The 24,403-nt window shown below is 45.5% G+C and carries 18 protein-coding genes and 1 tRNA gene; 12 read left to right on the top strand and 7 right to left on the bottom strand.

The annotated features are described in order from the left end of the window. Positions 1-149: 149 nt before the first annotated feature. A complete protein-coding gene (gene yejK, locus AB0763_RS08715) occupies positions 150-1,145 on the bottom strand; it encodes a nucleoid-associated protein YejK (protein WP_306100364.1) in 996 nt (331 codons plus the stop codon). 85 nt (positions 1,146-1,230) lie between these two features. Between yejK and AB0763_RS08720 the strand changes: the two genes are divergently transcribed. From AB0763_RS08720 to AB0763_RS08730, 3 genes are all read left to right on the top strand, one after another. Beyond that, positions 1,231-1,449, top strand: coding sequence for a YejL family protein (locus AB0763_RS08720; RefSeq protein WP_306100365.1), 219 nt, complete (start codon positions 1,231-1,233; stop codon positions 1,447-1,449). Positions 1,450-1,481: 32 nt separating this feature from the next. Continuing rightward, on the top strand, positions 1,482-3,284 hold the full coding sequence (locus AB0763_RS08725) for a DUF3413 domain-containing protein (protein WP_306100366.1): 1,803 nt from the start codon (positions 1,482-1,484) through the stop codon (positions 3,282-3,284). Between the two features lie 102 nt (positions 3,285-3,386). Then, positions 3,387-3,477 (top strand) — tRNA-Ser (locus tag AB0763_RS08730). Between the two features lie 385 nt (positions 3,478-3,862). On the opposite strand, the gene AB0763_RS08735 is transcribed toward AB0763_RS08730, so the two are convergent. Beyond that, on the bottom strand, positions 3,863-4,846 hold the full coding sequence (locus AB0763_RS08735; RefSeq protein WP_306100367.1) for a transposase: 984 nt from the start codon (positions 4,844-4,846) through the stop codon (positions 3,863-3,865). Positions 4,847-5,304: 458 nt separating this feature from the next. On the opposite strand from AB0763_RS08735, the gene AB0763_RS08740 reads away from it, so the two are divergent. Together AB0763_RS08740 and AB0763_RS08745 are read left to right on the top strand one after the other, a co-directional pair. Continuing rightward, positions 5,305-7,452 carry a methyl-accepting chemotaxis protein gene (locus AB0763_RS08740; protein WP_306100368.1) on the top strand — a complete coding sequence of 716 codons (2,148 nt, stop codon included), beginning with the start codon at positions 5,305-5,307 and terminating at the stop codon, positions 7,450-7,452. Positions 7,453-7,706: 254 nt separating this feature from the next. Continuing rightward, a complete protein-coding gene (locus AB0763_RS08745; protein ID WP_306100369.1) occupies positions 7,707-8,396 on the top strand; it encodes a cupin domain-containing protein in 690 nt (229 codons plus the stop codon). Between the two features lie 92 nt (positions 8,397-8,488). Here the strand turns inward: AB0763_RS08745 and AB0763_RS08750 are convergent, their stop codons facing one another. Further along, the gene (locus AB0763_RS08750; protein WP_306100370.1) at positions 8,489-9,700 is read right to left on the bottom strand and encodes an MFS transporter; all 1,212 of its coding nucleotides are present in this window, start codon (positions 9,698-9,700) and stop codon (positions 8,489-8,491) included. A 40-nt stretch (positions 9,701-9,740) separates the two neighbouring features. Continuing rightward, complete coding sequence (locus tag AB0763_RS08755; RefSeq protein WP_306100371.1) at positions 9,741-11,498, bottom strand: ABC transporter transmembrane domain-containing protein; 1,758 nt, start codon at positions 11,496-11,498, stop codon at positions 9,741-9,743. Between the two features lie 150 nt (positions 11,499-11,648). On the opposite strand from AB0763_RS08755, the gene AB0763_RS08760 reads away from it, so the two are divergent. Then, positions 11,649-12,068: a DUF2946 family protein gene (locus tag AB0763_RS08760; RefSeq protein WP_368643020.1), complete on the top strand. Its 420-nt coding sequence runs from the start codon at positions 11,649-11,651 to the stop codon at positions 12,066-12,068. Positions 12,069-12,082: 14 nt separating this feature from the next. Further along, positions 12,083-13,420: a PepSY domain-containing protein gene (locus AB0763_RS08765; protein ID WP_306100372.1), complete on the top strand. Its 1,338-nt coding sequence runs from the start codon at positions 12,083-12,085 to the stop codon at positions 13,418-13,420. Between the two features lie 112 nt (positions 13,421-13,532). Here the strand turns inward: AB0763_RS08765 and AB0763_RS08770 are convergent, their stop codons facing one another. Next, positions 13,533-15,053, bottom strand: coding sequence for an aldehyde dehydrogenase family protein (locus AB0763_RS08770; RefSeq protein WP_306100373.1), 1,521 nt, complete (start codon positions 15,051-15,053; stop codon positions 13,533-13,535). Between the two features lie 260 nt (positions 15,054-15,313). Between AB0763_RS08770 and AB0763_RS08775 the strand changes: the two genes are divergently transcribed. The 4 genes from AB0763_RS08775 to AB0763_RS08790 all read left to right on the top strand — a co-directional run bounded on the left by AB0763_RS08775 (position 15,314) and on the right by AB0763_RS08790 (position 21,051). After that, the gene (locus tag AB0763_RS08775) at positions 15,314-17,113 is read left to right on the top strand and encodes a sigma-54-dependent Fis family transcriptional regulator (protein WP_306100374.1); all 1,800 of its coding nucleotides are present in this window, start codon (positions 15,314-15,316) and stop codon (positions 17,111-17,113) included. Positions 17,114-17,347: 234 nt separating this feature from the next. Continuing rightward, positions 17,348-17,884: a DUF924 family protein gene (locus tag AB0763_RS08780; RefSeq protein WP_306100375.1), complete on the top strand. Its 537-nt coding sequence runs from the start codon at positions 17,348-17,350 to the stop codon at positions 17,882-17,884. Between the two features lie 104 nt (positions 17,885-17,988). Then, the gene (locus AB0763_RS08785; protein ID WP_306100376.1) at positions 17,989-18,897 is read left to right on the top strand and encodes an aldo/keto reductase family oxidoreductase; all 909 of its coding nucleotides are present in this window, start codon (positions 17,989-17,991) and stop codon (positions 18,895-18,897) included. A gap of 243 nt (positions 18,898-19,140) precedes the next feature. Further along, positions 19,141-21,051 carry a methyl-accepting chemotaxis protein gene (locus AB0763_RS08790; protein ID WP_306100377.1) on the top strand — a complete coding sequence of 637 codons (1,911 nt, stop codon included), beginning with the start codon at positions 19,141-19,143 and terminating at the stop codon, positions 21,049-21,051. Positions 21,052-21,170: 119 nt separating this feature from the next. Here the strand turns inward: AB0763_RS08790 and AB0763_RS08795 are convergent, their stop codons facing one another. Further along, positions 21,171-21,431: a DUF2999 family protein gene (locus tag AB0763_RS08795; RefSeq protein WP_306100378.1), complete on the bottom strand. Its 261-nt coding sequence runs from the start codon at positions 21,429-21,431 to the stop codon at positions 21,171-21,173. Between the two features lie 310 nt (positions 21,432-21,741). Between AB0763_RS08795 and AB0763_RS08800 the strand changes: the two genes are divergently transcribed. Further along, positions 21,742-22,923, top strand: a complete 1,182-nt coding sequence (locus tag AB0763_RS08800) for a GGDEF domain-containing protein (RefSeq protein WP_306100379.1) — start codon at positions 21,742-21,744, stop codon at positions 22,921-22,923. Between the two features lie 57 nt (positions 22,924-22,980). On the opposite strand, the gene yegD is transcribed toward AB0763_RS08800, so the two are convergent. Continuing rightward, positions 22,981-24,333, bottom strand: coding sequence for a molecular chaperone (gene yegD / locus AB0763_RS08805; protein WP_306100380.1), 1,353 nt, complete (start codon positions 24,331-24,333; stop codon positions 22,981-22,983). Positions 24,334-24,403: the final 70 nt, after the last annotated feature.

Genomic DNA, 24,403 nt, shown 5'->3' on the forward strand with positions numbered 1-24,403 from the left:
TTTCAAATTATCTGTACAACATAGTTCAATTTTCTCAGCAAAATCTCAAGTCTTTCATGACAAAAAATCAAAATATTTACATGGAAATTGCTCATATACCCTAACAATATTCTCTTTTTTAAACCAGTTACCACGTAATTTAATATCAATTAGCGCGTCAATTGGTCTTTTAAATTTGGCGGTGTTCCCTTAATCGTCAAGGTATCGGTTTCTGGATCGTAGAAGACCCTTTCCCCTAACAAAAGGCTGTCAAAACTGATGTTCAGACCACCACCAGCCCCAACGTATTTGGTTAGCTTTCTTACCGTTGCTCGGTCGGCGGGAAAAGACTCTTCTAGCTCATACCCTTGGGCTTGAGTAAAGTCTGCAAAACTGCTGCCGTCCTTACTGGCCGGCAACTCGCTAGACAATTCTTTAATCGCCACTTCATCGCCAGATTTTAATTGGTCATTACAGTAATCAAAGACTTGTTTCTTGTATTCCAAACTTTCACTTTTTTCTAGCTGAGCGTCCTCACAAAAATCACTCACCGCCTGCATTAGCACTTGGTTTTGCTGTTTGGGATCGAGCCCAACTTGAGCTTGCAAGAAATCCAAAAAAAAGTCGGCCACTTTACGACCCACTCGCCCTTTAACGTAAGAAAGGTAACGATTCGAATCGCTGTCTGTCTCATAGGTTGACAGGTCAATACGCGCAGCAATGTCCATTTTTGTGATATCGAGATAGGCTGTGTCGCTGATATTTAACCCATCGGTGACTTTTAGACTATGTTTAAGGGGAATGATGCCAACAAACAGGTATTCCGTTGATAAACTTTGATACACCGCTAACACTAAAATGCCTTGTTCAGCAAACGGGTACTTTTGCAGTTCATCTTTTAAGCGATGACCACAGTGTTGAGAAAACTCTGAAAATGACAATGTATTGTGGCGAAAATCACCGAGCCACTGCTTAAACTCGCTGTCTTCTTTAAAGCAACCAAAGCCTTTACCCGCTTTAGAGTGAAAGACTCGGTGTAGCTCGGCGACAAGGTTCTCACTGAATTCATCATGCTCTAAAGCATCAGAGCGAAATTGTACGGTTAATTGGTCTTGCTCGTCTTTAACCAATTGATGAAGAATGACATTAGAAAGGTTTAAGCTCATAGTGAATTTATCGCGCTTCAAGGTTTAAGTTCATAGGTGATGTAGGGTATCATAAGTCGCTTTTACTATCATTATTAGAGTCTTTATGCCAATTACATCAAAATACACTGACCAACAAGTTGAACAAATCCTAACTGAAGTAGGTCTAGTACTTGAAAAACACGGTGCTTCTGCTGAATTAACCTTGATGATCGCCGGTAATTTAGCCACCAATGTTCTCAATACAAATGTTGCAGCTTCTCAACGCTATGCGTTAGCAGAGAAATTTGCGCAAGCGCTGACCTCTTCTTTAGAAGATAAGTAAGTTCAACCTCAAACGGACAATAGAATTTATCCATGGTAGATAGTGAAAAAACCTCATATGGAGAAAGAGTGTCTCGCCTGGTAGGCTGGGGACATTGGTTTGCTTTTTTCAACATCATTGCGGCAATGCTGATCGGGACCCGATACATTACGCAATCCCCTTGGCCAGAAACGGCCCTCGGTCAGCTTTATTTGGCTGTTTCGTGGGTAGGTCACTTTGGCTTTTTGGTTTTTTCGTTGTATTTGTTAGTGCTGTTTCCGCTAACTTTTGCTCTGCCCTCGCGTAAGCTATTGAGGCTATTCTCCGTTTGTTTTACCACTGTAGGTTTAACCCTGCTACTGGTCGACACTCAAGCTTACCAGTTGATAAACCTGCATTTAACCCCTGTGGTGTGGGAGCTGTTATTTGGCGACACCCCTTCTTCTATCAGTAGTGATTTACAACATTTATTCGTTGTTTTACCGCTCATTTTTTTAGTTGAGCTGGCATTGTCAGAATGGGTGTGGCGCTCGCAACGAAAACTGTCACGAAAACACATCGGCCGGCCAATTGCTGCCGTGTTTTTCTTGTGCTTTATCGCCAGCCATCTTATTTACATTTGGGCTGATGCGTATTTTTATAACCCCATCACCAGCCAACGTGCCAATTTCCCTCTGTCCTACCCGATGACAGCCAAAAGCTTTATGGAAAAACACGGTTTATTGGACAGAGAAGAATATTTAAAGCGCCTTGAAGAAAATAAAAATCAGGTCGAACTGGTTCGCTATCCGCTGGAGCCATTGCAGTTCAATCGCCGAGTAAACAAACTCAATGTGATGGTTGTCAGTATTAACAACCTAAGAGCCGATCGCGTTAACCCGCAAACCATGCCAAACTTATCTGCCTTCGCTGATGAAAACCTTCAGTTCAAGCACCACTATAGTTCAAGTAATGATCAGCTTGGTATGTTCGGCTTGTTTTATGGCTTACCCACCAGTTATGCCAGCAGTATTAAAGCTCAGGGTTCTGCGCCGCTGTTGTTAACAACCCTTGAAGACATGGGGTATAAATTTGGTTTATTTAGTGGCAATGCCTTTAATGATGAACTCTACAGTGAAGTCATTTTCCGCCACTTTAACTTGGCTCAGCAATTACAAGAGCGCAAACCCTCTTCGCAAAAAGGTATTGAGGCATGGCAGAACTGGTTAACTACGGTGAAACAGCCTTGGTTTAGTTTTTTAGAAGTGACTACAGTCGAAAATTTTGATCGCTACAGTACGCATCATTCATCGATGTCGGCAAGTGACAAAATGAAAGCCAGTTACGATGAGTCTGTCACGGCCGCCGATCAACGTGTGAAGACCATTATTGACACCCTGCAAGAAAAAGAATTGCTCAACGATACCATTGTGGTCTTTACTTCCAACCACGGCAATGAATTTAATGAGACCAATACCAACAGTTGGGGAGCAAATTCAAATTACAGTCGTTACCAACTAGAAGTACCGATGATCATTCATTGGCCAGGGCGTTTAGCGGCTCAGTTTGACAGCAAAACCAGTCATTTGGATTTCTCAGTTACCTTGATGCAGGATCTATTGGGCGTTTCAACCAAAACCAGTGATTACAGCAGTGGCCGAAATTTATTTAACGAAAATCGTCGCAACTGGATTTTAGCTGGTGACGAGCGTGAAATTGCCCTAATCACGGATTCAGACACCACAGTCGTCGATAAATTTGGCAATTATAAGCTCTATGATCAAGACTATCATCGCCTTAAAGATGACAACCCTAAACTCAGTTTGTTGATGCAAGGGTTAACGGAACTACAACGCTTTTATACCAAGAGCCAATAATGGCCTCATCGGCAGTTTTTTATGACAAAGTGTTTGAAAAACATCCACTTGATTCAAACTGCCCTTTACAAGTCAAATCAGCGTGGTATTATTCACGCCATTGGAGAGATGGCTGAGTGGTCGAAAGCACCGGTCTTGAAAACCGGCAACCGTTAATAGCGGTTCTAGGGTTCAAATCCCTATCTCTCCGCCACATTCGAAAAGCCTGATTCTAGTGAGTCAGGCTTTTTTTGTATTCGGTGTTTAGAACATTCTTTAAGACACCCATGTATTTAATCAAGAATATATTGTAGACATCCATCAAATCAGCCAAACTCTCGCTTTTAACTCGAAAAGAAAGCAGTAGACACTCATCTAAATCGGTGAAGGAAGATAAATCAGTCATTCCCGAACTAAAAATATCAAAGGGTATTATTAATGAGGACACTCGCTCGAAGGGGATAAATTGGGCAAGTCAAGACACATTTCCCAGAGCATTGAAAGTTGTTAATCTCATCATTAGATACTTGAATGACCCTCTCAGTTACAATGGCATTAACCGATACAAATAGCCCGGACTAATAAGCGTACTGCCTCACCTAGTTACGATCGGTATTCTTTGCATACTCTCTGAGTTCATCTACTCCGCCAACCGCACAGCTAAAGTGTCTACCAAACTGAGCACAAAAACGATGACATTGCTCATTATACAACCCTAATTTCTTAAGAAGGCAGGGGGCTTTTGAGCAGAGATATCCGATTTTATCTCGCTGAAGAATCTGGCCTATGTGCTCAACCAAGGCGATATAATCTAACAATGAAAATTCAATACCCTGTAACGTGTCTGGTTTACTTGCTTTTGCTTGAGACTGAGCACCTAAAAAACCAAACAAAGGCTTCTCAACAAGTTCAGCGATTTGCCCCGCCCCATTATCATCATCACAGGCTTTACCATGAATACGTTCGTAGAGAGAAGTAAATTCAGAGTCTTGCAATGTCTTCGCCATGCCCGCTCGGACGGGGTTAAGTTCGACATACGCCATACATGTAAGTAGTGCGCGTTCATCCAACAAGGCTTGAGATTTAAATCGCCCCTCCCAAAACCGCCCAGTACACTGATCTTCTTTGTTAGCTTGACGAGCGATAAATTCGTTAATATTGCGCATAAACCAGGAAATATCCATCAACCGCTGTCGCCATACTGCTATGACCTCAGATACTTTTACGAGTTCTGAGTCATCCATCAATTCATTTTTTAACCAATGTGACACCAAGACGGGCAATGTATAAAGAACACTCCAGCGCTCAACAACCTCTTTATCAGACCAACTTTTCGCTTGGTTTTCATCGACATGAAGTACCAAATGATAGTGATTAGACATGATTGCGTAGGCACAGATATCAATCGAAAAAACTTGTGTTAATAAGCGAAGTCGTTCGATCAACCAAACTCGGCGATGCTCAAAATCACGACCGCTATAGTCGTCTTGCCCACACAAATAAGCCCTTCTCACACATCGGGAAATACAATGGTAATAAGCGGTATCTGACAATGAAATAAGTGATGAACGCGCTTGAGTCATAAACACACCAAAACTGGTAATTTATACAGTATTTTAAAATTAGACTTACTCTTCGTAGTTGTCAAATTTTGAGCTTTGAAGTCCAATTATTACTTGCCCAAATTTTTCAAAAAAACTAGGGACAGTCATTTAATGCTTTAGAAATTTGATTGAGTATCTTGTATATCTTTGTATGTTTTCTTGGTAAACAGCTCAATTTTTATGAACCAAAATCTCTAAAAGCGCTACATATTAATGTTAAAACTATCATTAGTGGCGTTTTTTAACTTTATAAATAACTAGACTTCATCTTAAGAACTAGTTCATTCATCTTCACTGATAGCTATTTTTAAACTTTCAAACTAAATTGACTTTAAATAATACAAATAAAAAATTTTCTTGTTATATTAAGTGATATTTATCACATTTCAAGCCGTGTTAAACACTGATATAAAGTATAAATGGAGTTATACAAAAGAATGATTTTAAAAAGCCATCAGATGTCGCTTTCCTATCAAGAAAAACATTGGTTGCCTTGGTTTGGAAACTCAAACAAACTTTCTTTATTGAAATCGTGTTACTTAAATAAAAAAATCTATCCCGCCATAGAAAAAACCTTTGAAAGTATCGCCGCTACACGCGTTAAATTGCTTGATGCTTGGGTAAATAATCAATGGTCACAATTACATGTCCTTTTAGAGCAAGTAGAGCAACAGTTCCCGTTCATTGAGCAAGATTATTTACTTGAAAGAAAAAAACGTGTTGCCGATGTATCAGAATATTTTGTTATTGACCAACAAGGAAAAGTTCTCAACTCAACTCACTCATCACGCATCAACAAAACCGATTTGCCTGATAAGGCTGTTCAATTAGGCCTTAGCGATGCGTTCTTACACGGGCCTTATGTCGATCCAGAAACATTAACCATCGGCCCGTCAAGCTCAACATTTCACGACGCTGTCACCCTCATGTTTTACTTGCCAATCAAAAAAAATGGCGAGAGTGTCGGAGCAGTCTGTGCTCGAATACCTAATGATGTACTTGGTGACATAATTCAAAGAGAAGCAGGACACATCTTTAAAGAATCGGGGGATAATTACTTATTTATGGTCGATGCCCAATTCGATAAGACAATATTACCTGGTACCGCCCTTTCCCGCTCTCGCTTCGAAGATGACACTTTTAGTCATGGTGATAACCTCAAAAGTGGTGTCCTAACACCATGGGGAGACGTTACAATAAAAGATCACACTGAACTTGAAATTCGCTTTACCGATCCTGCAACTAAAGAACTGCATCCAGGGGTACGAGAGACCATCAAGCAAGGGCAAAACCTATTTGTCACTTACCCAGGTTATTCAGACTACCGTCACATTCCTGTTATCGGTAAGGGGGTGACATTTAAGTTGAAGGGTTGCCCTGACACTTGGGGGATCATGTGTGAAGCGGATCTCGAAGAAGTTTACCGCCGCCGCTCAATCAATTTAACGCTAACCAAACACTTTTTAGCCGCGGCCAGTTTTCCTCTTCTTATTACAGCTGGCTTACATAGTTACACTAACTGGTCGCCTTTATTAATCGGAATGGCAGCCTTAACAGGGTTATCATTGAGCAGCATTTTATTTAACCAATTGAGTACAAAAAAAATAAGTACAAACCTAAATAAAATGACCGATGTAGTGCAAACCATCGCTGAAGGTGAAGGTAACTTAACCCAAAGGCTGGATGATCATTTTCCCAATGATGAAATCGGTGATCTCAGTCGATGGATGAACAGTTTTATTGACAACTTAGATAGCACCATTGGCAATGTCATCACGGCCAGTGGTAATGTGAAGCGCTCTAATGATTTTATGATCCGCACCAATGATGAGGCGCACCAGGCATCACAATATCTCGACGGCGCAGTTGAAAGCATGCTCACCGTCTTTCAACAGCAGATGGAACAAGTCAATACCGCATCACAAACAGCTCAATCACTTAAAGACACTATGGATAATGTTGTCGCCCAAACAAGAGCAAGGCTCAAAGAAGCCAAAGTAGGAACTCAAGAGATCCGTGATGTGGTTCGCACCAGTGCCAACTCGGTACAATCTCTCAATGAGAAGACCAATGAAATTGCCGGTATTATCACCACTATTTCAGACATAACCAATCAAACGAATTTATTGGCTCTAAATGCCGCGATCGAAGCCGCCAGAGCGGGCGAACACGGACGTGGGTTTTCCGTTGTCGCAGATGAAGTACGCAACCTTGCATCAAAAACGGCGCTTGCTGCCGAGGAGATTCGTACCATGTTAGAAAATATCCAACTTGAAACACGTCAAGCAGTGAATTTTATGGAGCAAGGCGCCGAAGAAGTGGATAAAAATTTACAGGCGAGTGAACAATCTAATTCAAGTGATGAACAGCTTTATCAATTAGTCGAGTCCATTTTTAATACCATGCTCGGAATGAATGAAAGCAACAAAACCAATGCTAACACAGTACAAGAAATGGGCGCTGCCACTGAGCAAATGCGCCGTTCCATTCGCGCTTTGCAACATCGCGCCTCTCGTATGGGTCTGTCGGCGCTAAAGCTCAATTCTCTAATCGATCAATTTCAAGTCTCATCCAAAGCCAGCTAACTCCCTCCAGTGGTTGTGTAAAAAGCAACCACCCTTTTGAGTTCATAATGATCTCGCCAGAAAGTGTGAATGAGAAGGAAATAAGGACACTCATGAAGCTACTTCAGACGATTACTGAATCAATCATTGGGAATTTAACTGGGTGTCCTGTATATCCTTCCTGTATATCCTCATTAGGCTTACCATGCCTGAAAGCTTTTCATCGAAAGTAAGATCAGTTAATTTTTTTTGACGTGATTAACCAGAGTACCCCTATGCAAATCAATACCGACTTTTCGCTTACCGCAACACTCAAAGACGACCAATACCAGTGGGTGCCTTCGCCACAAGCTGGGGTTGAGCGCGTAATGCTAGATAGAATTGGTGATGAAAAAGCTAGGGCAACGAGCATTGTTCGTTACGCCACAAACTCCGAATTTCCAACGCATTTCCACCCAGGAGGAGAAGAGATCTTAGTCTTATCTGGAACATTTTCAGATCAATCCGGTGACTTCCCCAAAGGCTGGTATTTAAGAAATCCCCCTGGTACTTCCCATGCACCAAGTAGCATTGATGGAGCGACAATTTTCGTTAAACTATGGCAAATGCAGGACAGTAATAGCACCACCGTAGGCATTGATACTCAAGACCAAAGCAACTGGACGCATGACAAGGGGCGTGCAATTTGCCCTCTCTACCAAGATAATCAAGAAACCACTTCATTACAGCGTCTTACTGACGGCGAAACCTTGTTTAACTGTCAAGCAACACAGCCAATGTGTGAGATCTTTGTTTTATCAGGTAGTGTTATTTTCAATCACATTGAGTATCCAAAAGGGAGCTGGTTACGTTTGGCCAGCAGCGAGCAACAAATCGTTAAAGCGGGAAAACTAGGCGCGACAGTATATATAAAAGTAGGTAACCCTCACCTAACCGATGATTATCAAAAACCATTTCAAAATTAAGCCAAGGGCACCCACCAATATTTTAGGGATATTCATTGGGTGTCCTACATATTTTTGGGTGTCCTACATATTTTTCTTGGGTGTCCTACATATTACGCTCTGCCGCTTGCCAATTTTAGGGTCACAATGGCAATCACAAGAGGGACTAACGACACCAACAACACCGAATGCCAACCATAAGCACTTAACAAACCACCAGACGAAAACGACCCTATCGCCATCAAAGCAAAAATAATAAAATCATTTAACGATTGCACTCGGTTCTTCTCTTCTGGTTGGTGGCATTCCAACACCAGCGCAGAAGCCCCTAAAAAGCCAAAGTTCCAACCTACCCCGAGCAAAATCAGCAGACCCCAAAAGTGCCCAACGTCGTTACCCAATAAGCCAACGATTGCTGAAACTCCGGTCAACACAATTCCCAATGCTGATATTGCGGTGGCGCCAAAACGACTGATCAATTTTCCGGTAAAAAAGCTCGGCGCGTACATGGCAATCACATGCCATTGAATGCCTGAATTCGCAGACGCTTGACTATGGCCATGAAGATGCATCGCCAATGGCGCTGCCGTCATCAAAAAGTTCATAATAGTGTAAGACGCCGCGCCACAAATCACCGCACAAATAAATCGAGGCTGTAAAGCAATTTCCGCCAAAGGACGACTCATCACCACATGCTGTTTGAGTGGTTTTGGCGAGTCAACACCAAACAAAATCCCTCCCGCCAACAAGGCGACAAGTGCTTGAGCCAAAAACGTCGCGGCAAACCTCTGTGATGGCCACAGCTGCATGGTATGAGTGACCAATTGTGGGCCAATCACACCCGCCACAATACCGCCCGCCATCACAAGTGACAAAGCTTGAGGACGCTTTTTAGCAGGTAAACCATCGGTCGCTGCAAATCGAAATGACATCACCACCGATGCATACGCACCGCCAAAAAACGTCGCCAAACAAAATAGCCAAAACGAGCCTAGCAACACTGCCGCCATTGCCAATAATCCCGTTAATACCCCAACCAAAGAGCCAACCACAAACGCGGTTCGGCGGCCATAGCAACGTGCAATCTCTCCTGTAGGGAAAACGCATGCCGCCATACCAACGACGAAAACAGAAATAGGCAGCGTTGCCAATACGGCAGAAGGCGCCAAATCATGACCAACAATGGCCCCGGTGGCAAACACGATCACCGCACTGGCACCAGATAAAGCTTGCGCCAATGTCAAACGCCATAAGTTCGACCGATACTGCTTTGGGGAGATAACGTCATCGGCATTGTTCGCCGACGAGGATTCCTGACTTGTCATGGACTCATTTTCCTTAAAGGCTGACGAAAAGCGGTTAATCTCATTTATTTTGAGCAGAAAACTGCAAGGACACTAACCTTTGATAAAGTTCGCAGCTTTGCAATAAGGTGAGGTGTGTACCGACATCAACCAACTCGCCCTCCTCGAGCACTGCTATCTTATCGGCGTGTTGAATTGTCGACAAACGATGAGCAATGATCAGCGTCGTACGCCCTCGCATGAGCGCCTCGAGGGCTTGTTGCACATAGTATTCACTTTCACTGTCTAGAGCACTGGTTGCCTCATCGAGCAATAGCACCTTAGGGTCTTTTAAAATCGCGCGCGCAATGGCAATGCGCTGCTTTTGACCACCAGAAAGGCGAACGCCTCGCTCGCCTAAAAAGCTATGATAACCTTGAGGCAGCTTTTCAATAAACTCATGAGCATGGGCTTTTTTGGCAGCGACAATCACTTGCTCATCGCTCGCTTCTGGGTTGCCATAGCGAATGTTGTGCATCACATCTTGGCTAAACAAAGCCGGTTGTTGTGGCACGATGGCCATTTGGTCTCGGAGATCGCAAGGCGAGAATTGGCGAATATCTTGGCCGCCATAGAGCACCTGCCCATGCAAAGGATCATAAAAACGCTGCAATAATTCAAACAGGGTGGTTTTCCCAGCGCCAGACGGTCCAACCAAAGCAAGTACCTGACCTTTTTGTGCCCGTAGTGTGAGTTGTCTGATCGCTGGCTGGCCTGGCCGTGAAGGGTAGTTAAAATCAATCTGTTCAAACGCTATCTCAGCCTCGAATTCACTTATTGATAAAGGCTCACTTGGCCCTTTGATATCACTTTTTACCTCGAGTATTTCAATCAACCTTTCCGTCGCACCCGCCGCGCGTTGTAATTCACCCAGCACCTCAGAAATGGTCGCCATCGATGTGGCCGCCATAATGGCATAAAAGACAAACGAGCCCAATTCTCCCGCAGACATCGCCCCCAAAATGACATCTCGACCGCCAACCCACAACATGCCGGCAATAGCAGTAAACACAATAACAATCACCCCAGTGATTAAAATCGCCCGCTGTTTAACCCGTTTTTTTCCCAGCTCAAACGCGTGTTCAACATGGTGTTCAAAGGCTTTTTTTTCATTGTGTTGGGCGCCAAAACTTTGCACGGTTTTGATGTGTTCAATCGCTTCTCCCGCATAGCGTCCCACATCCGCCATCGAGTCCTGGCTCAAACGCGACAGCGCGCGAACTTTTCGCCCGTAAACCAAAATCGGCACTAACACAAACGGCACGGCAACCAACACGATCATCGTCAGTTTGATATTGGTGGCGAACAGCATAACAATGGCGCCCAGGCACATCAAAGCGCTGCGCATTGCCATTGAAAAGGACGAGCCGATAATACTTTGCAACAAGGTCGTATCCGTGGTCAGCCGCGCCATAATATCGCCGCTGCTGTGGGTTTCAAAATAACTCGGATGCAAGGTAATCACATGATTAAACACCGCTAGGCGAATGTCTGCGCTCACTCGCTCTCCAACCGAAGAGACCAAATAAAAGCGAAAAAAGGTCCCGACGGCAATCAATAAAATGACCAGCATAATAAATTCAATTGCACTGGTGAGCTCTGGCAAGGATTGCTGTGAAAAACCTTCATCGATCAGCATTCGGACGCCATAACCCACGGATAAAGTCAGACTCGCTGTGGCCATCAGTGCGAACAACGCCGCCGCCACACGCCATTGATAAGGCGCAATAAAACGTTGAAGTTTAAAAAGAATACTGAGGCTACTATTTTGCCGTTTCATAATTGCATCACAATGAGGACTCATCTTGCCATCATGAGCTTTTTCAGCGGCTTTGTCACCTTACGCTCATGTTTTTACACGTATTTAATCTTATCAGTGTCAATGAAAATGTGATAATGTAACGCCCCATTTATTCAAGCCCTTTGCGCAATGCCATATATTCACCCCAATGACGATAGGTTTTTGCGTGCAGCTAGCTTGCTGGCTTTGCTCACCATTGCCTTTATCTATATTGCGCCGCTGGTTTCTTTCTATCAATCGGGCTATTTACATTCGTCTTCTGTGCCCATTTCACACAGTCAACATACGCACCATCGACACCACTCTCATAATTCATCATTGAAGCAAAATTGGTGTGATTACTGCGCTTTTTGGGCGCATTTGAGTGCTGACGTCCCCTTCAACATAACTCCAATTCACTGCCAATTGGTCTTGCTCCATCTTATTGGAAAAGCCTTACCTCGAGCGCGAATGAGTCGCAGGCTGATAACCCACTTTGCTCGCGCGCCACCCGTTAAGCAGGCAACTCTAAAAGCTGGCGAATCTCGTCATTACTCTTTACTGACTTAACAGGAAAATTTATCGTGTTCTCAACACCGCTTATTTCGTTTATCAAGCGATTGCATTTTTATATCGGCCTCTTTGTCGGCCCGTTCATCTTTATTGCCGCCTTGTCTGGCACCCTATACGTGCTCAGCCCACCAATTGAAAAGATTCTTTATCACCATGAGCTGACGACCGAGAGCCAAGGTCAGGCGCACGGACTTGAACAACAAATCAACGCGGCCAAAGCCAGCCTCCAATCGCCATTACCGCTGAGCGCCGTTCGACCCGCAAAGGCGCCAGGCCAGACAACGCGAGTCATGTTTCAAGATCCCAACAATTATGGCTGGGAACTGCGCACCCTATTCATTGACCCCGTATCGCTTGAGGTGCGCGGCGATCTGCCCACCTACGGCACCAGTGGTATTTTGCCCTTTCGCATCACATTAGATTACCTGCACCGCAACCTTTTATTGGGTGAACCCGGTCGTATTTACAGTGAACTTGCCGCTTCGTGGTTATGGGTCGTCGCACTGGGCGGAGCAATACTGTGGATGTCGAGCCGTAAGCAACCCACCCCCAAAAGGCCCAATGCGAGATATCGGTACAAAAGACGCCATCAACGTTTAGGCCTACTATTATTCGTCGGTTTGGTCTTTTTCTCTGCAACCGGTCTGACATGGTCAAAATGGGCGGGTGGCAATATTGGCCAGTGGCGACAAACGCTGGGCTGGGTGACACCATCGGTATCATTAACACTCAATTCAAACAACATGACCGAGAATAACCCTCATCATCATGAGATTGCACAGTCAACGGTGTCAAAACATGTCTTTACCGCACGTGATTTTGATGCAGTACTGACCATTGCACGCCAAGGAGGGATTGACGCTGACAAAGTGGAGATAAAACCGCCAAGCGCCAGCGACAGAGCGTGGTTAGTGAGGGAAATTGATCGCAGCTGGCCATCACAAGTCGACAGTGTCGCTATCGATTTAGATCGTCAAACGATCACCAGTCGCGCCGATTTTTCCGATTACCCCCTCGTTGCGAAACTCATTCGCTGGGGAATCGATGCGCATATGGGGGTACTGTTTGGTCTGCTCAATCAATTGATCTTGGCCACTTTTGGCCTCTGTTTGTGCTGGATGATCATTTTGGGCTATAAAATGTGGTGGCAACGACGCCCAACCAAGACAAGTAATCAGCAATACCTTATCCTCAGTTGGCAACCTTTGCCACGCAAAGACAAGGCGATCATTGCGATCATAACCACTGTGCTCGCATTGGCTTTACCTGTACTTGGCGTGAGCTTAGCTGGATTTGTCTTGATTGACCTATGGCTCTGGCGACGCACATATAAACACGCCCAAACGTAACCGCCCCTACAAACTTGCGCGAAAACTCGACTTTGCCAAACCAAGCCGCTGAAGATTCAGCGGCTTTTACTTACAGCCAATATTACATTGTCAGTGATGGTTATTACACGTATCAAAAAAAGCCCAATGGATTGACATCATAACTTACCAGCAAGTTTTTGGTGTTTTGATAATGATCAAGCATCATTTTATGGGTTTCACGGCCAATCCCCGATTTTTTATAGCCACCAAACGCGGCGTGAGCTGGGTACATGTGATAGCAATTTACCCAAATACGCCCCGCCTCAATAGCGCGTCCCATTCGATAAGCACGGTTAATGTCGCGTGTCCACAACCCAGCCCCAAGACCATACTCGGTATCGTTGGCCAGCTGTAACGCCTCAGCTTCATCTTTAAACGTGGTGATTGCCACAACAGGGCCAAAAATTTCCTCTTGGAACACGCGCATATCGTTGGTGCCTTTGAGCAAGGTTGGTTGAACGTAATAACCGTTCCCCACGCTCGATTCGCCCTGCGCCGCTTCGCCACCAAACAAGACTTGCGCGCCCTCTTGACGACCAATGTTGAGGTAGGAGAGGATTTTCTCAAATTGTTCCAATGAAGCTTGAGCGCCCACTTGTGTGTCGGTATCCATTGGGTTGCCTTGCTTAATGGTTTTCGCTCGCTCAATCACTCGCTCAATGAATTTCTCATACACTGACTCTTGTACCAACACCCGCGATGGACAGGTACACACCTCTCCTTGATTAAAAAAGCCCAGCAATAAACCTTCTACGCATTTATCTAAATAGGCATCTTCATGATCAAAAATATCGGCAAAATAAATGTTGGGAGACTTACCACCTAATTCCACTGTTGATGGAATTAAGTTGGCCGCTGCGCATTTCAAAATATGCTGCCCGACTTGGGTCGACCCCGTAAACGCCAACTTGGCAATACGCTCACTTTGTGCCAATGCTTGGCCGGCTTCTGCGCCAAAGCCATTGACCACATTAACGACGCCAGGGGGAATCAAATCGCCAATTTTTTCCATTAATACCAATATCGATACTGGAGTTTGCTCGGCCGGTTTTAATACCACACAGCATCCAGCCGCTATCGCTGGGGCTAATTTCCATGCCGCCATTAGCAAGGGAAAATTCCACGGGATAATTTGCCCAACCACGCCAACCGGCTCAGGAAAATGGTAAGCCGCTGTATTGACATCTAACTCTGAAGCGCTGCCTTGCTGAGCCCGCATGCAACCGGCGAAATAACGAAAATGATCGACAACCAATGGCAAGTCCGCATTCAGTGTCTCGCGAATGGGTTTGCCATTTTCCCAGGTTTCAACCACGGCAAGCTCTTCTAGGTTCGCTTCTATGCGGTCGGCAATTTTCAGCAACACATTAGAGCGCTCAGCGACACTGGTTGCCGCCCACTGAGATTTTGCACGGTGTGCTGCGTCGAGCGCGAGATCAATGTCTTCTTGTGTCGAACGGGCAACTTGGCAAAAGATTTCACCATTGACTGGGCAAAGATTATCGAAGTATTCACCTTGCGAAGGTTCAATCCACTCCCCGCCAATGTAGTTTTGGTAGCGTGACTTAAAGGTGATGTTTGAATCTGGGGTTCCGGGTTGGGCATAAATCATAACTCGTTCCTTTTATGACGTGTGACACGGTATTGTTATTAGTCTGTTTTTATTATGGATTTTTCACAGTTCATTTGACTGCACCCGTTGAATAGGCAAAAGGCAAGCCAAAGCAAGCAAACTTGCCAATGCGGACATTTAATATTATGATTACATTTGATTTACAACTGTTGCGTACTCACTCATTTGAACGCCAATACACACACAATGACGATAAAGTGTGCCAATTTGACACACCCACACTGTAACAAGGTGGCACAATGAAACAGCCGACACTGAATCACAACTTACACTGGTTAGACACGTCATGGCATCGCAGTAAGCAAGCGGGGTTACTCCAGCACCACGAAGGGGAGGAATGGCGTTTAGACCGAGTTCAACTCGAAGAAAGAAAACAACAGTTGGCACATTTGATTGATATCTCAACTCGCTTCGCCGTGCCTTTATTTGAACAACACTTTTCTCGCACAAAAAGTCGGCTAATCTTAACGGATCATCAAGGCGTCATTGTTTCAGAGTGGGGGGAGCGGCGCTTTGCCAACAAGTTTGCAGCCATAGCGCTTGAAAGCGGCGTCTGTTGGCAGGAGAACCTCAAAGGGACTAATGCCATTGGCACCGCATTAATCGAAAAGAGCCCCATCACGGTGATCGGAAACCAACACTTTATTGACCACCACCATTTTATCAGTTGCTCGGCTTGCCCTATTTTCGATCATCAACACAATCTCATCGCAATTTTAGATATCACCAGCGAACAACAAATACACCAAAGCGATACCCCCGCGCTGATTCAAGCGATGGTCAAAATGATCGAAAATGAATGGTTGTGCAGTCACCCGCAAGGAGACACTCGCCTTGAATTTGCACTCAGTCAACCCATTTTAGGTTCGGGGTGGCAAGGCATCGCGGTTGCCGACAGGCATGGGAAGATTGTTGCCCACAACGCGATGGCTGGGCAATTACTCGACCAAGCACCACTTATCGGCAAAAGTCTTGATGCCTTGATCGCCTCTTGCCAAGATCGATTTGTTTATCAAATGCAAAACAAATCAAACACAAGTACGACGTTTACCTCGGATCCTTTTGTACCCTCTTGCCCACTTCATTACGGTGAGCCACGCATCGAACAAGCTTGGCAGCAAACCTGTCAACTGATAGACCAAGACATTGCCATTTTGATTGAAGGTGAAACCGGTGCAGGCAAAAATGAATTCGTCAAACAACTCCACCAACACTCAAAGCGCAGCCAACAGCCGCTGATTGCCGTCAATTGCTCCGCCCTACCCAAAGATTTACTCGAGGCGGAATTGTTTGGCTACGCCCCTGGCGCATTTACAGGGGCTAATCCTAAAGGTTATCAAGGCAAAATACGGGCCTCCCATCAAGGTACCTTATTTCTCGATGAAATTGCCGATATGCCATTAGAGGCTCAAGCACGCTTACTGCATGTATTACAAGATAAAAAAGTGATCCCCGTAGGCTCTAACCACAGCCATGATGTCGATATTTACCTCATCACCGCCAGTCAGGAAAATTTAGCAGAGCTAGTCAAACAAGGGCGATTTCGCCAAGACCTGTATTTCCGTATCAATGGTTTTAAAGCAACCTTACCGCCTCTGAGAGAAAGACAAGACAAACAAGCACTTATTGAAAAGATTCATCGTCAATACGCCGACAAATCACAGTGTATTGATCAACCGTTAATGGACACCCTGCTCCGCTACCCCTGGCCGGGTAATCTCAGAGAGCTCGATAGCGCAATTAAAGTGGCTTCACTTCTGAGCAAAGGCCTCTCTTGTCTAGGGTTCGACCAATTGGTCGATGACTTTAAGCAGCGCTTACGCGTTGACCATTCTAAAAACTTAACGCCTTGTCGCGTTGATGATAGACAGGAGAACGATGAGGTTTCCGCAGAGCTCAAAGCGACCATTGAACAAACGCTGCTGTCCACCTATTATCGCTTACAAGGAAACATCAGCCAAACGGCACAAGCCCTAGGGATCAGTCGCAACACCGTTTACCGAAAACTGAAGAAGCTTGGCATTGACTCCTCTCATTAAACGTAACACAGCGATCATTGCGCTTTTAAACAATGGTGCTTTAAACAACGGGGAGCTTTTAAAGGACACCCATGGATTAACATACTCGAGTTGGTTATCAAAGACAGAAAACCTATGTTAGAGGCTTCTCTTCACTCATCTTATTGTTGAACTCATTTATTGAGTGTCCCCTTATTGTTTTTCACTCATTTTGTTATGTTAGTGGACTGTTCTTTATTGAATTTGGAGGTACACATGCCTGACTCAATCCTTGATTTTTGGTTCAATCAAACCAGGCCAAAGCAATGGTGGCAAAAAGACCCTGAATTTGACGCCATTATTAAACAGCGCTTTGGCGACCTTCACCGACAAGCAAGTGCTGGTGAATTACACTCCTGGCGACGTAATGCACAAGGTGCACTGGCAGAAATTATCATTCTCGACCAATTTTCTCGCAACCTCTTTCGCGATCAAGCCGCTGCCTTCGCTAATGACACTATGGCGTTGACTTTATCGCAAGTGGCCATCGAAAAAGGATTTGACCAAGCTCTAGTGCCCGCTCAACGGTTGTTTCTATATATGCCCTACATGCATAGTGAATCGGCGCAAATCCACCGCGAGGCCGTGCCTTTATTTGAATCGCTTGGTCTTGAGCACAACCTCGAGTACGAATTGCAACACAAGGCAATTATTGATCGCTTTGGCCGTTATCCACATCGCAATGCGCTGTTAAATCGGCCGTCAACAAAGCAAGAGATCGATTTTTTGCAGCAACCCAACTCTCGCTTTTAGCCTAACGAAATGTGTGCGCCAGATTCAGGGTTCTCACTGACGGTATTGATACCAATAGACAAGTTGTCTAGTCTCATCCATCAACTCGTCATTTTAAGGTCACTATGGTCAATCAAATAACAACATCGCCTCAAGGCCCAAGCCTGTCAGAATTTATTCAAGGCTATTGGCGCCTTGCCGATTGGGGCATGACACCGCAACAGCGACTTGGGTTTATCAAACAACACCTGGAATTAGGCATCACCAGTGTCGATCACGCCGATATCTATGGCGATTACCGCTGTGAGCAGCTGTTTGGCGAAGCAATCAAACTCGAGCCATCTTTGCGTGATAAAATGCAAATTATCACCAAGTGTGACATTAAACTAACCCGTCCTGACTTTCCTCAACGCAAAATTAATCACTATGACACCAGTCGTGAGCATATTATTGCCTCTGTCGAACAGTCCCTGCAGCGCTTACAAGTCGATCACCTTGATCTCTTGCTGCTGCATCGCCCGGATGCGTTAATGGATGCCGATGAAGTCGCCACGGCCTTTGGTGATTTAAAACAACAAGGGAAAGTCGCCCATTTTGGCGTGTCTAATTTTACCGCTCGCCAATGTGAACTGCTTCAATCTCGCCTTGACGCACCTTTAGCCACCAACCAAATTGAAATTAACCCACTCCATATTGACTGCGCCTATGATGGCACGCTCGATTACTTGCAGCAGCATCGCATTCGTCCCATGGCATGGTCATGTTTGGCGGGTGGGGAAATATTCTCGGGACAAGCAAAGCAGCACCAGCGAGTTCGAAAGGTATTGTGCGAGCTGCAAGAAGAGCTCGGTGCCGAGAGCATAGATCAAGTCATTTATACTTGGGTAATGCGCCTTCCTGGCAAGCCATTACCCATCGTCGGGTCTGGAAAAATTGATCGCCTTCGCAGTGCGGTTAAATCACTTGAATTGACATTAACTCGCGAGCAATGGTATCGCGTATGGGTGGCCAGTAAAGGCCATAATGTGCCCTAATGCCCTATCTGTTGAACTCGCTCACTTGATTATCAATGTGGTCGTGACTGCTGATCAGCGTGACGGCCACTTTCACCTCTGACATTGTGTTGACTTTCCTCCTAAAATTGCCCATCATGCCGCCGCTTCTATGAAACCCCTTGTCCATCATTTAACCCATGACCCTTGTTAGAAACCGATTTTCTGCTTTTTGATAAGGGGCATACCAAGCCCATCTTAACTATGCATTACTGAGTCTTTACCATGATATTTGGATTTAAAACCCGTTTAAACCTATGCGCTTTAGTCATTTTAGCCGCCGCGCTTATCTGCTCATCACTATTGAGTTATCAGTCAAAAAAGGCCTTAATTGACCAACAAATTACCACGCTAGGCCAGTCAACATTAAACTACGAGTCTCGCGCCGTCAGTACCTGGCTAGAGCAACATGTCACCAGTTTAAAAACCCTTAGCCAATGGGTCGCACAACAAGAGGATAGAACGTCCATCGGACCGTTATTACAAAACCTCAACAACAGTTTAGACTTCACCAACCTCGCCTTCGCCGTCCAGGGACAGTCGACATTGGTGAGCGCAGAAGGAAAGTTGTCAACCTATCGTCCGTTTCAGCTAAACCCAAGTACTCGGCCTTGGTATCAATTAGCCACTCAGTCTGCTGGTATTCAGTTAAGCGAAATCTATCGCGACAGCGTGACTCAAAAACCGGTGATCAGCCTCTCGATTGCCGTAAGAAAGCAAGGTCAGTTACTCGGTGTATTGGTTGGCGACCTGAGCCTAGACACCCTATTGAACATGGCCAATAACGTCGACTTTAAAGGCGGTTATGCCATCTTGCTCGACAAAAACCTCAACGTGCTCGCCAGCCCAGTTGCCCAGCAGATTGGTTCGCCCTTAAGCGACTATGATCCCAAGCTCTCGGTCTTAGAGCAGCGTATTAAACAAGACGACCAAGGACAAGTGGAATACCAAATGTCTGGGGTCAATAAAGTTGGTTACTTCAGCTCCATTACCTTAGCAGGCCACCGCGCCTTTGAAATGCTGATTGCCGTCGATAAAGACGCGCTATATGCGACCTTGCGCCAAGAGTTGTCTAACAGCCTGTGGTTTACTCTTGGCTCTATCCTCATTGGCGGCGTGCTCATGTTTGGTGTGATGACATTACTCTATCGCCCAATTGTTGCCCTGAGAGAGTTAACTCAAGATCTGTCTTCCGGTGACGCCGACCTGACGCGCCGCCTGCCGGAAAAAGGCCACGACGACTTAGCCGTTATCGCGCGTTCCATTAACTTGTTCATTGCTCACTTACAGGCCTTGGTGACAGATATTGCCACGGCGTCAAAACAAATAGACCTCGGCTTAAACGGTGCTGAGTCCGTCGCTCAAAACAATCATACGGTATTGCTTAACCACCAAAGTGAAACCGAGCAAGTTGCCTCTGCGGTTACCGAAATGAGCTCAACCGCGGAATCTGTTGCCAAAGGTGCTCAAGCGGGTGCTGACTTAGCTCAAATACTAACCGGCCTTGCCAATAGCTCACATCAGTCGATTTCGGCTACCGCTGACGACATGGGTAGTTTGTCAAATGAACTGACCAAAGCATCAGAGCAAGCGCACCACATGAATGAAGAAGCACAGCAGATCACACAGGTCTTAGATGTTATTCAGGGTATTTCTGAACAAACCAACTTGCTGGCGTTGAACGCGGCAATTGAAGCGGCTCGAGCTGGAGAGGCCGGCCGTGGTTTTGCCGTGGTGGCTGATGAAGTGCGCGCCTTGGCCGCTCGCACGCAGACCAGCACACAAGAAATCAGCCAGATGCTTGATAGCTTAAACCACGGGGCCACTAATGTAGTGACAATGATGGACAGCACCCGTGGTCAGTTCGATAATACGGTATCGACCACGCAAAGCGCGTTGACCACCATTAGCGATATTAATGTTCAAGTCGCAGGCTTAGAAGACTCCAATGCCAATATTGCCACCGCCGCCGAGGAGCAAAGAGCGGTAACCGAAGAGGTGAGCCGCAACATCAATCGCATCAAAGAAATTGCAGAGCACTTAACTCAAAGCGGTCAAGAGGTATTAGCGTCCACCGAAAAAGTCTCTGAAGTTAACCGTCGATTGCGCAGTCACCTGAGTCGTTTTAAGGTATAAAGCCCCCCGTTGTTCACCACGACAAACATCTCTAAAATGACAACGCTTTTAGACGCATAAAAAATCCCCAGCCCTCTTTAGGCGCTGGGGATTTTTTTTATCTTTCGTGCTGAGAAGAATTAAGCGTTCGGGTTTTGCATTTTCTGCTGAGCGGCTTCCACTTTAGAAAAGTCGAGGCCAAGCTCGTCAACCGCTTGTTTGATTAATGCTGGGTTTTGCATCACCTGCCCCATCAAGGCTTTGAGATCCTCTTCGGGTAAGCCGAGCTGACTAATGGTTGCCATGGCCGCCAAAGGGTTTTGAGTCAAGGTTTCAAATACTTCGCGGATCTGCTCATCACTGACCTGATGTTTTTTGAGTAAAGCAATAATTGGGTTCATCTTTTTTTCCTGTGAACATCAAAAACTTGCTCTCAGTGTATCACTGTTCGCTCAGAAGACAATTGCCTTACTGCGAATGAGACAGGCCAAAACTTCACCTCGTTCTCCACTGAATAAAATTAAGAGATTTCACGCATTATTAATAAAATGAGAGACCGCTAGCAATGTTGCATAATACACATCTCGCCCGCTTGCTAACCACATCAAAAGCAACCAAGCTAAAGTTACTATACCATCAAGGTAAGGCACGTATTAATCGGTACCTTCCCTTATCGATACTGGCTACTGTCCGCTAAAAAAGAGTGAGTTAATGGAACCTGAGTTTCACCCGCTGCACCCACCGAGTGTGTTTACGAAATTTTGCCATTTGGTCATTTTCTTTGTTGCCACTGTGTGTGCCCTGCTAATGTTTCAGATCACCGCCCATCAAGCCGAGTTAAAAGTTATTGAGAATGCCACGAAACAAGGCAGCCAAGTCGTCAATTTAACGCAGGGGTTTATTCGAGCTTATTCGAATTTTGAGCAGCAATACGCACCAGGTATTTTGCCCAATCCGGCGCTGTTTCGCACCCAAGCTTTACAACTCGCTCAGTTAGATAAATTGTATGGCGGCGCTTTGCACTCAGAAGTCATCGGACTTTACGGCCGAGCAATCAAGCGCGGCCCCAAAGATCAAGACATGTTTGCCAAAATGCAGCAAATAGAAGAGCAGCATCAAGAAGGACTTATCACTTCGCGGTTAGAATATTCCGACCGCTCACTACATCGAACCTATTGGCCTTTTTACGCCATCGACAAGACCTGCATTGATTGTCACAACCGCATTCAACAACTCCCCCCAGAGCAACAATGGCAAATGGGCGATTTAATGGGGGCTCAGGTCGTAGAAAAAGACATCACTCAAGACCTACAAAACGTGACACATAACGCCTTCTTGATAAGCTCGCTGACGTTTACCACATTAGTAGGCCTTAGCTACAGTCTGGTTTTTCTCTGCCGGCGTGCTTTGCTGGCCAAAAGTTTCCACCAAATGGCCATCACTGACCCTCTTACTGGCTGTATTAATCGCCGTGAAATGGCCGCGCGAGTCGCCCAACTGCCGCCGCAAAACTCGGGAGTGATTATGATGATCGACATTGATCATTTTAAACAAATCAATGATGTCCACGGCCATACTACTGGCGATAAAGTCATTCAAAATTTATCACAACACATCCACACGATTCTCACCAAACAAGCCTGGGTGGCACGAGTAGGCGGCGAAGAGTTTTTAGTATGGTATCCCGACATCAATCAATTCAGCGCTTATATACTGGCAGAGCAACTGCGTGAAAAAATAAAACGCAAGGATCCACCAATTAATTATACGGTCAGTATCGGTATTCAGCACTGCAAACACGTCAATGCACAAGGTTTCGAGCATTGGATGCACCTTGCCGATCAAAAGCTTTATCAAGCTAAGCGCCAAGGTCGTAACCAAGTGATTTACTGACAGTCATTAACTGAGTACTGCCGCGCTGATCGTTTTTTCTCTTACTTGAGCACCGCCTCACTCAAAGCAGTGTTTAGCCCAGCGGGCCAGACCTGAAGTGACGGAGCCTAAATCATCACCACTGACCAAAGGCACCCCTGGCAAGGCCTTTTCGATGGCTTGACGAACAAAAGGAGAACGCGCTGAGCCGCCGGTAATAAACACCACATCCGGTTTGTGCTGGGCCTGTAGTCTAACCTCATCGACCAGTTGCACCATTTTTTGTATCGGCGTCTGCAAAGCAGAAAAAGCGTTTTGTTGAGTCACTGCCACGTTCAGTGATTCGCCATTGACCGTACACTCAAGCGCTGTGTCACTTTGTGCAGACAGGGCGATTTTTGCTTGCTCAGCGCATTTTACCAATTGATAACCCAGCGTATCGCGATGTACGGCCAACAAACGCTTGAGTTTTTCCGGCGACTGGGCTTGTTTGATGAGCGCTTTGAGATCCTTTTCGTTTTCACGAGCATAAAAACGCTTTTGAGCACTAATATCATTAATGGCAATCGGGTTCCAAAACTGTGTATTGGGCATTTCAAGGCCACTTTCCATCAAGCTTTTATAGCCAAACGTCGGCATCAGTTGCTTAAAAGCGAGCTGAATGTCCAAGTCATTGCCACCAATTCGTTGACCGCTGTGAGCAAGTAGGCAAGCCTGTCGGTCATTTAAGTGGCGCCATGAAGGGCCCATTTTTAACAGTGAACAATCGGTTGTCCCGCCACCAATATCCACGACTAATACGATTTGATCCTGCTCTAAATTGGCTTCGTACTCTAACCCGGCCGCGACAGGTTCGTATTGAAATTCAATATGTTGAAAGCCAACACGCGTTGCCGCCTGACGTAAAATCGACTCCGCCTGGCGATTAGACTCTTCGCCACCTCGGCCCTGAAAATTGATCGGGCGGCCAATCACCACTTGCTTAATGTCACTTTTTAGCGACTGTTCAGCTTGTGTTTTGATCTTATCCATCAAAGCACAAACCAAATCTTCAAAAAAAGCCAATTGCAATTCGCCCAGCCCCATCGCGCCTAAAAAAGATTTGGGGGACTTAACGTAATACACCTCTTGAGGGTCCTGAAGGTACTGCTCAAAAGCACGCAAACCAAAATCGACATCATCAGGGCCAATCGGTAAGTCTTCTTCTTTGTTGAATGCGATAGCCCTTGCTAATAGACGTTGGCCAGCAGGGGTGGTTGGCGAAATACCGCGGTGGCGAAATAAGTATTCAGACACGGATTCACGGTTTGGCGCCACCAATGCCGAAGCCATATAAGATTGCTGCTCAAACAAAGCAACCCGTTGTACAACATCACCCACCATGGTTGCTACTGAACAATTCGCAGTGCCAAAATCAAAACCAATATGCATGACTGTCCCCATAATAAAAACGCTCAGTTTACGCCAAGCCCCCGGCAACAATCAATTTGCTCGCCAAAGC

This window comes from Vibrio sp. HB236076, from assembly GCF_040957575.1.
Lineage (GTDB): Bacteria > Pseudomonadota > Gammaproteobacteria > Enterobacterales > Vibrionaceae > Vibrio.

Bases quoted from the DNA above. Each gene is read 5' to 3' on its own strand.
- yejK (WP_306100364.1), bottom strand. From the start codon at position 1,145: ATGAGCTTAAACCTTTCTAATGTCATTCTTCATCAATTGGTTAAAGAC.
- AB0763_RS08720 (WP_306100365.1), top strand. From the start codon at position 1,231: ATGCCAATTACATCAAAATACACTGACCAACAAGTTGAACAAATCCTA.
- AB0763_RS08725 (WP_306100366.1), top strand. From the start codon at position 1,482: ATGGTAGATAGTGAAAAAACCTCATATGGAGAAAGAGTGTCTCGCCTG.
- AB0763_RS08735 (WP_306100367.1), bottom strand. From the start codon at position 4,846: ATGACTCAAGCGCGTTCATCACTTATTTCATTGTCAGATACCGCTTAT.
- AB0763_RS08740 (WP_306100368.1), top strand. From the start codon at position 5,305: ATGATTTTAAAAAGCCATCAGATGTCGCTTTCCTATCAAGAAAAACAT.
- AB0763_RS08745 (WP_306100369.1), top strand. From the start codon at position 7,707: ATGCAAATCAATACCGACTTTTCGCTTACCGCAACACTCAAAGACGAC.
- AB0763_RS08750 (WP_306100370.1), bottom strand. From the start codon at position 9,700: ATGACAAGTCAGGAATCCTCGTCGGCGAACAATGCCGATGACGTTATC.
- AB0763_RS08755 (WP_306100371.1), bottom strand. From the start codon at position 11,498: ATGAAACGGCAAAATAGTAGCCTCAGTATTCTTTTTAAACTTCAACGT.
- AB0763_RS08760 (WP_368643020.1), top strand. From the start codon at position 11,649: ATGCCATATATTCACCCCAATGACGATAGGTTTTTGCGTGCAGCTAGC.
- AB0763_RS08770 (WP_306100373.1), bottom strand. From the start codon at position 15,053: ATGATTTATGCCCAACCCGGAACCCCAGATTCAAACATCACCTTTAAG.
- AB0763_RS08775 (WP_306100374.1), top strand. From the start codon at position 15,314: ATGAAACAGCCGACACTGAATCACAACTTACACTGGTTAGACACGTCA.
- AB0763_RS08780 (WP_306100375.1), top strand. From the start codon at position 17,348: ATGCCTGACTCAATCCTTGATTTTTGGTTCAATCAAACCAGGCCAAAG.
- AB0763_RS08785 (WP_306100376.1), top strand. From the start codon at position 17,989: ATGGTCAATCAAATAACAACATCGCCTCAAGGCCCAAGCCTGTCAGAA.
- AB0763_RS08790 (WP_306100377.1), top strand. From the start codon at position 19,141: ATGATATTTGGATTTAAAACCCGTTTAAACCTATGCGCTTTAGTCATT.
- AB0763_RS08795 (WP_306100378.1), bottom strand. From the start codon at position 21,431: ATGAACCCAATTATTGCTTTACTCAAAAAACATCAGGTCAGTGATGAG.
- AB0763_RS08800 (WP_306100379.1), top strand. From the start codon at position 21,742: ATGGAACCTGAGTTTCACCCGCTGCACCCACCGAGTGTGTTTACGAAA.
- yegD (WP_306100380.1), bottom strand. From the start codon at position 24,333: ATGCATATTGGTTTTGATTTTGGCACTGCGAATTGTTCAGTAGCAACC.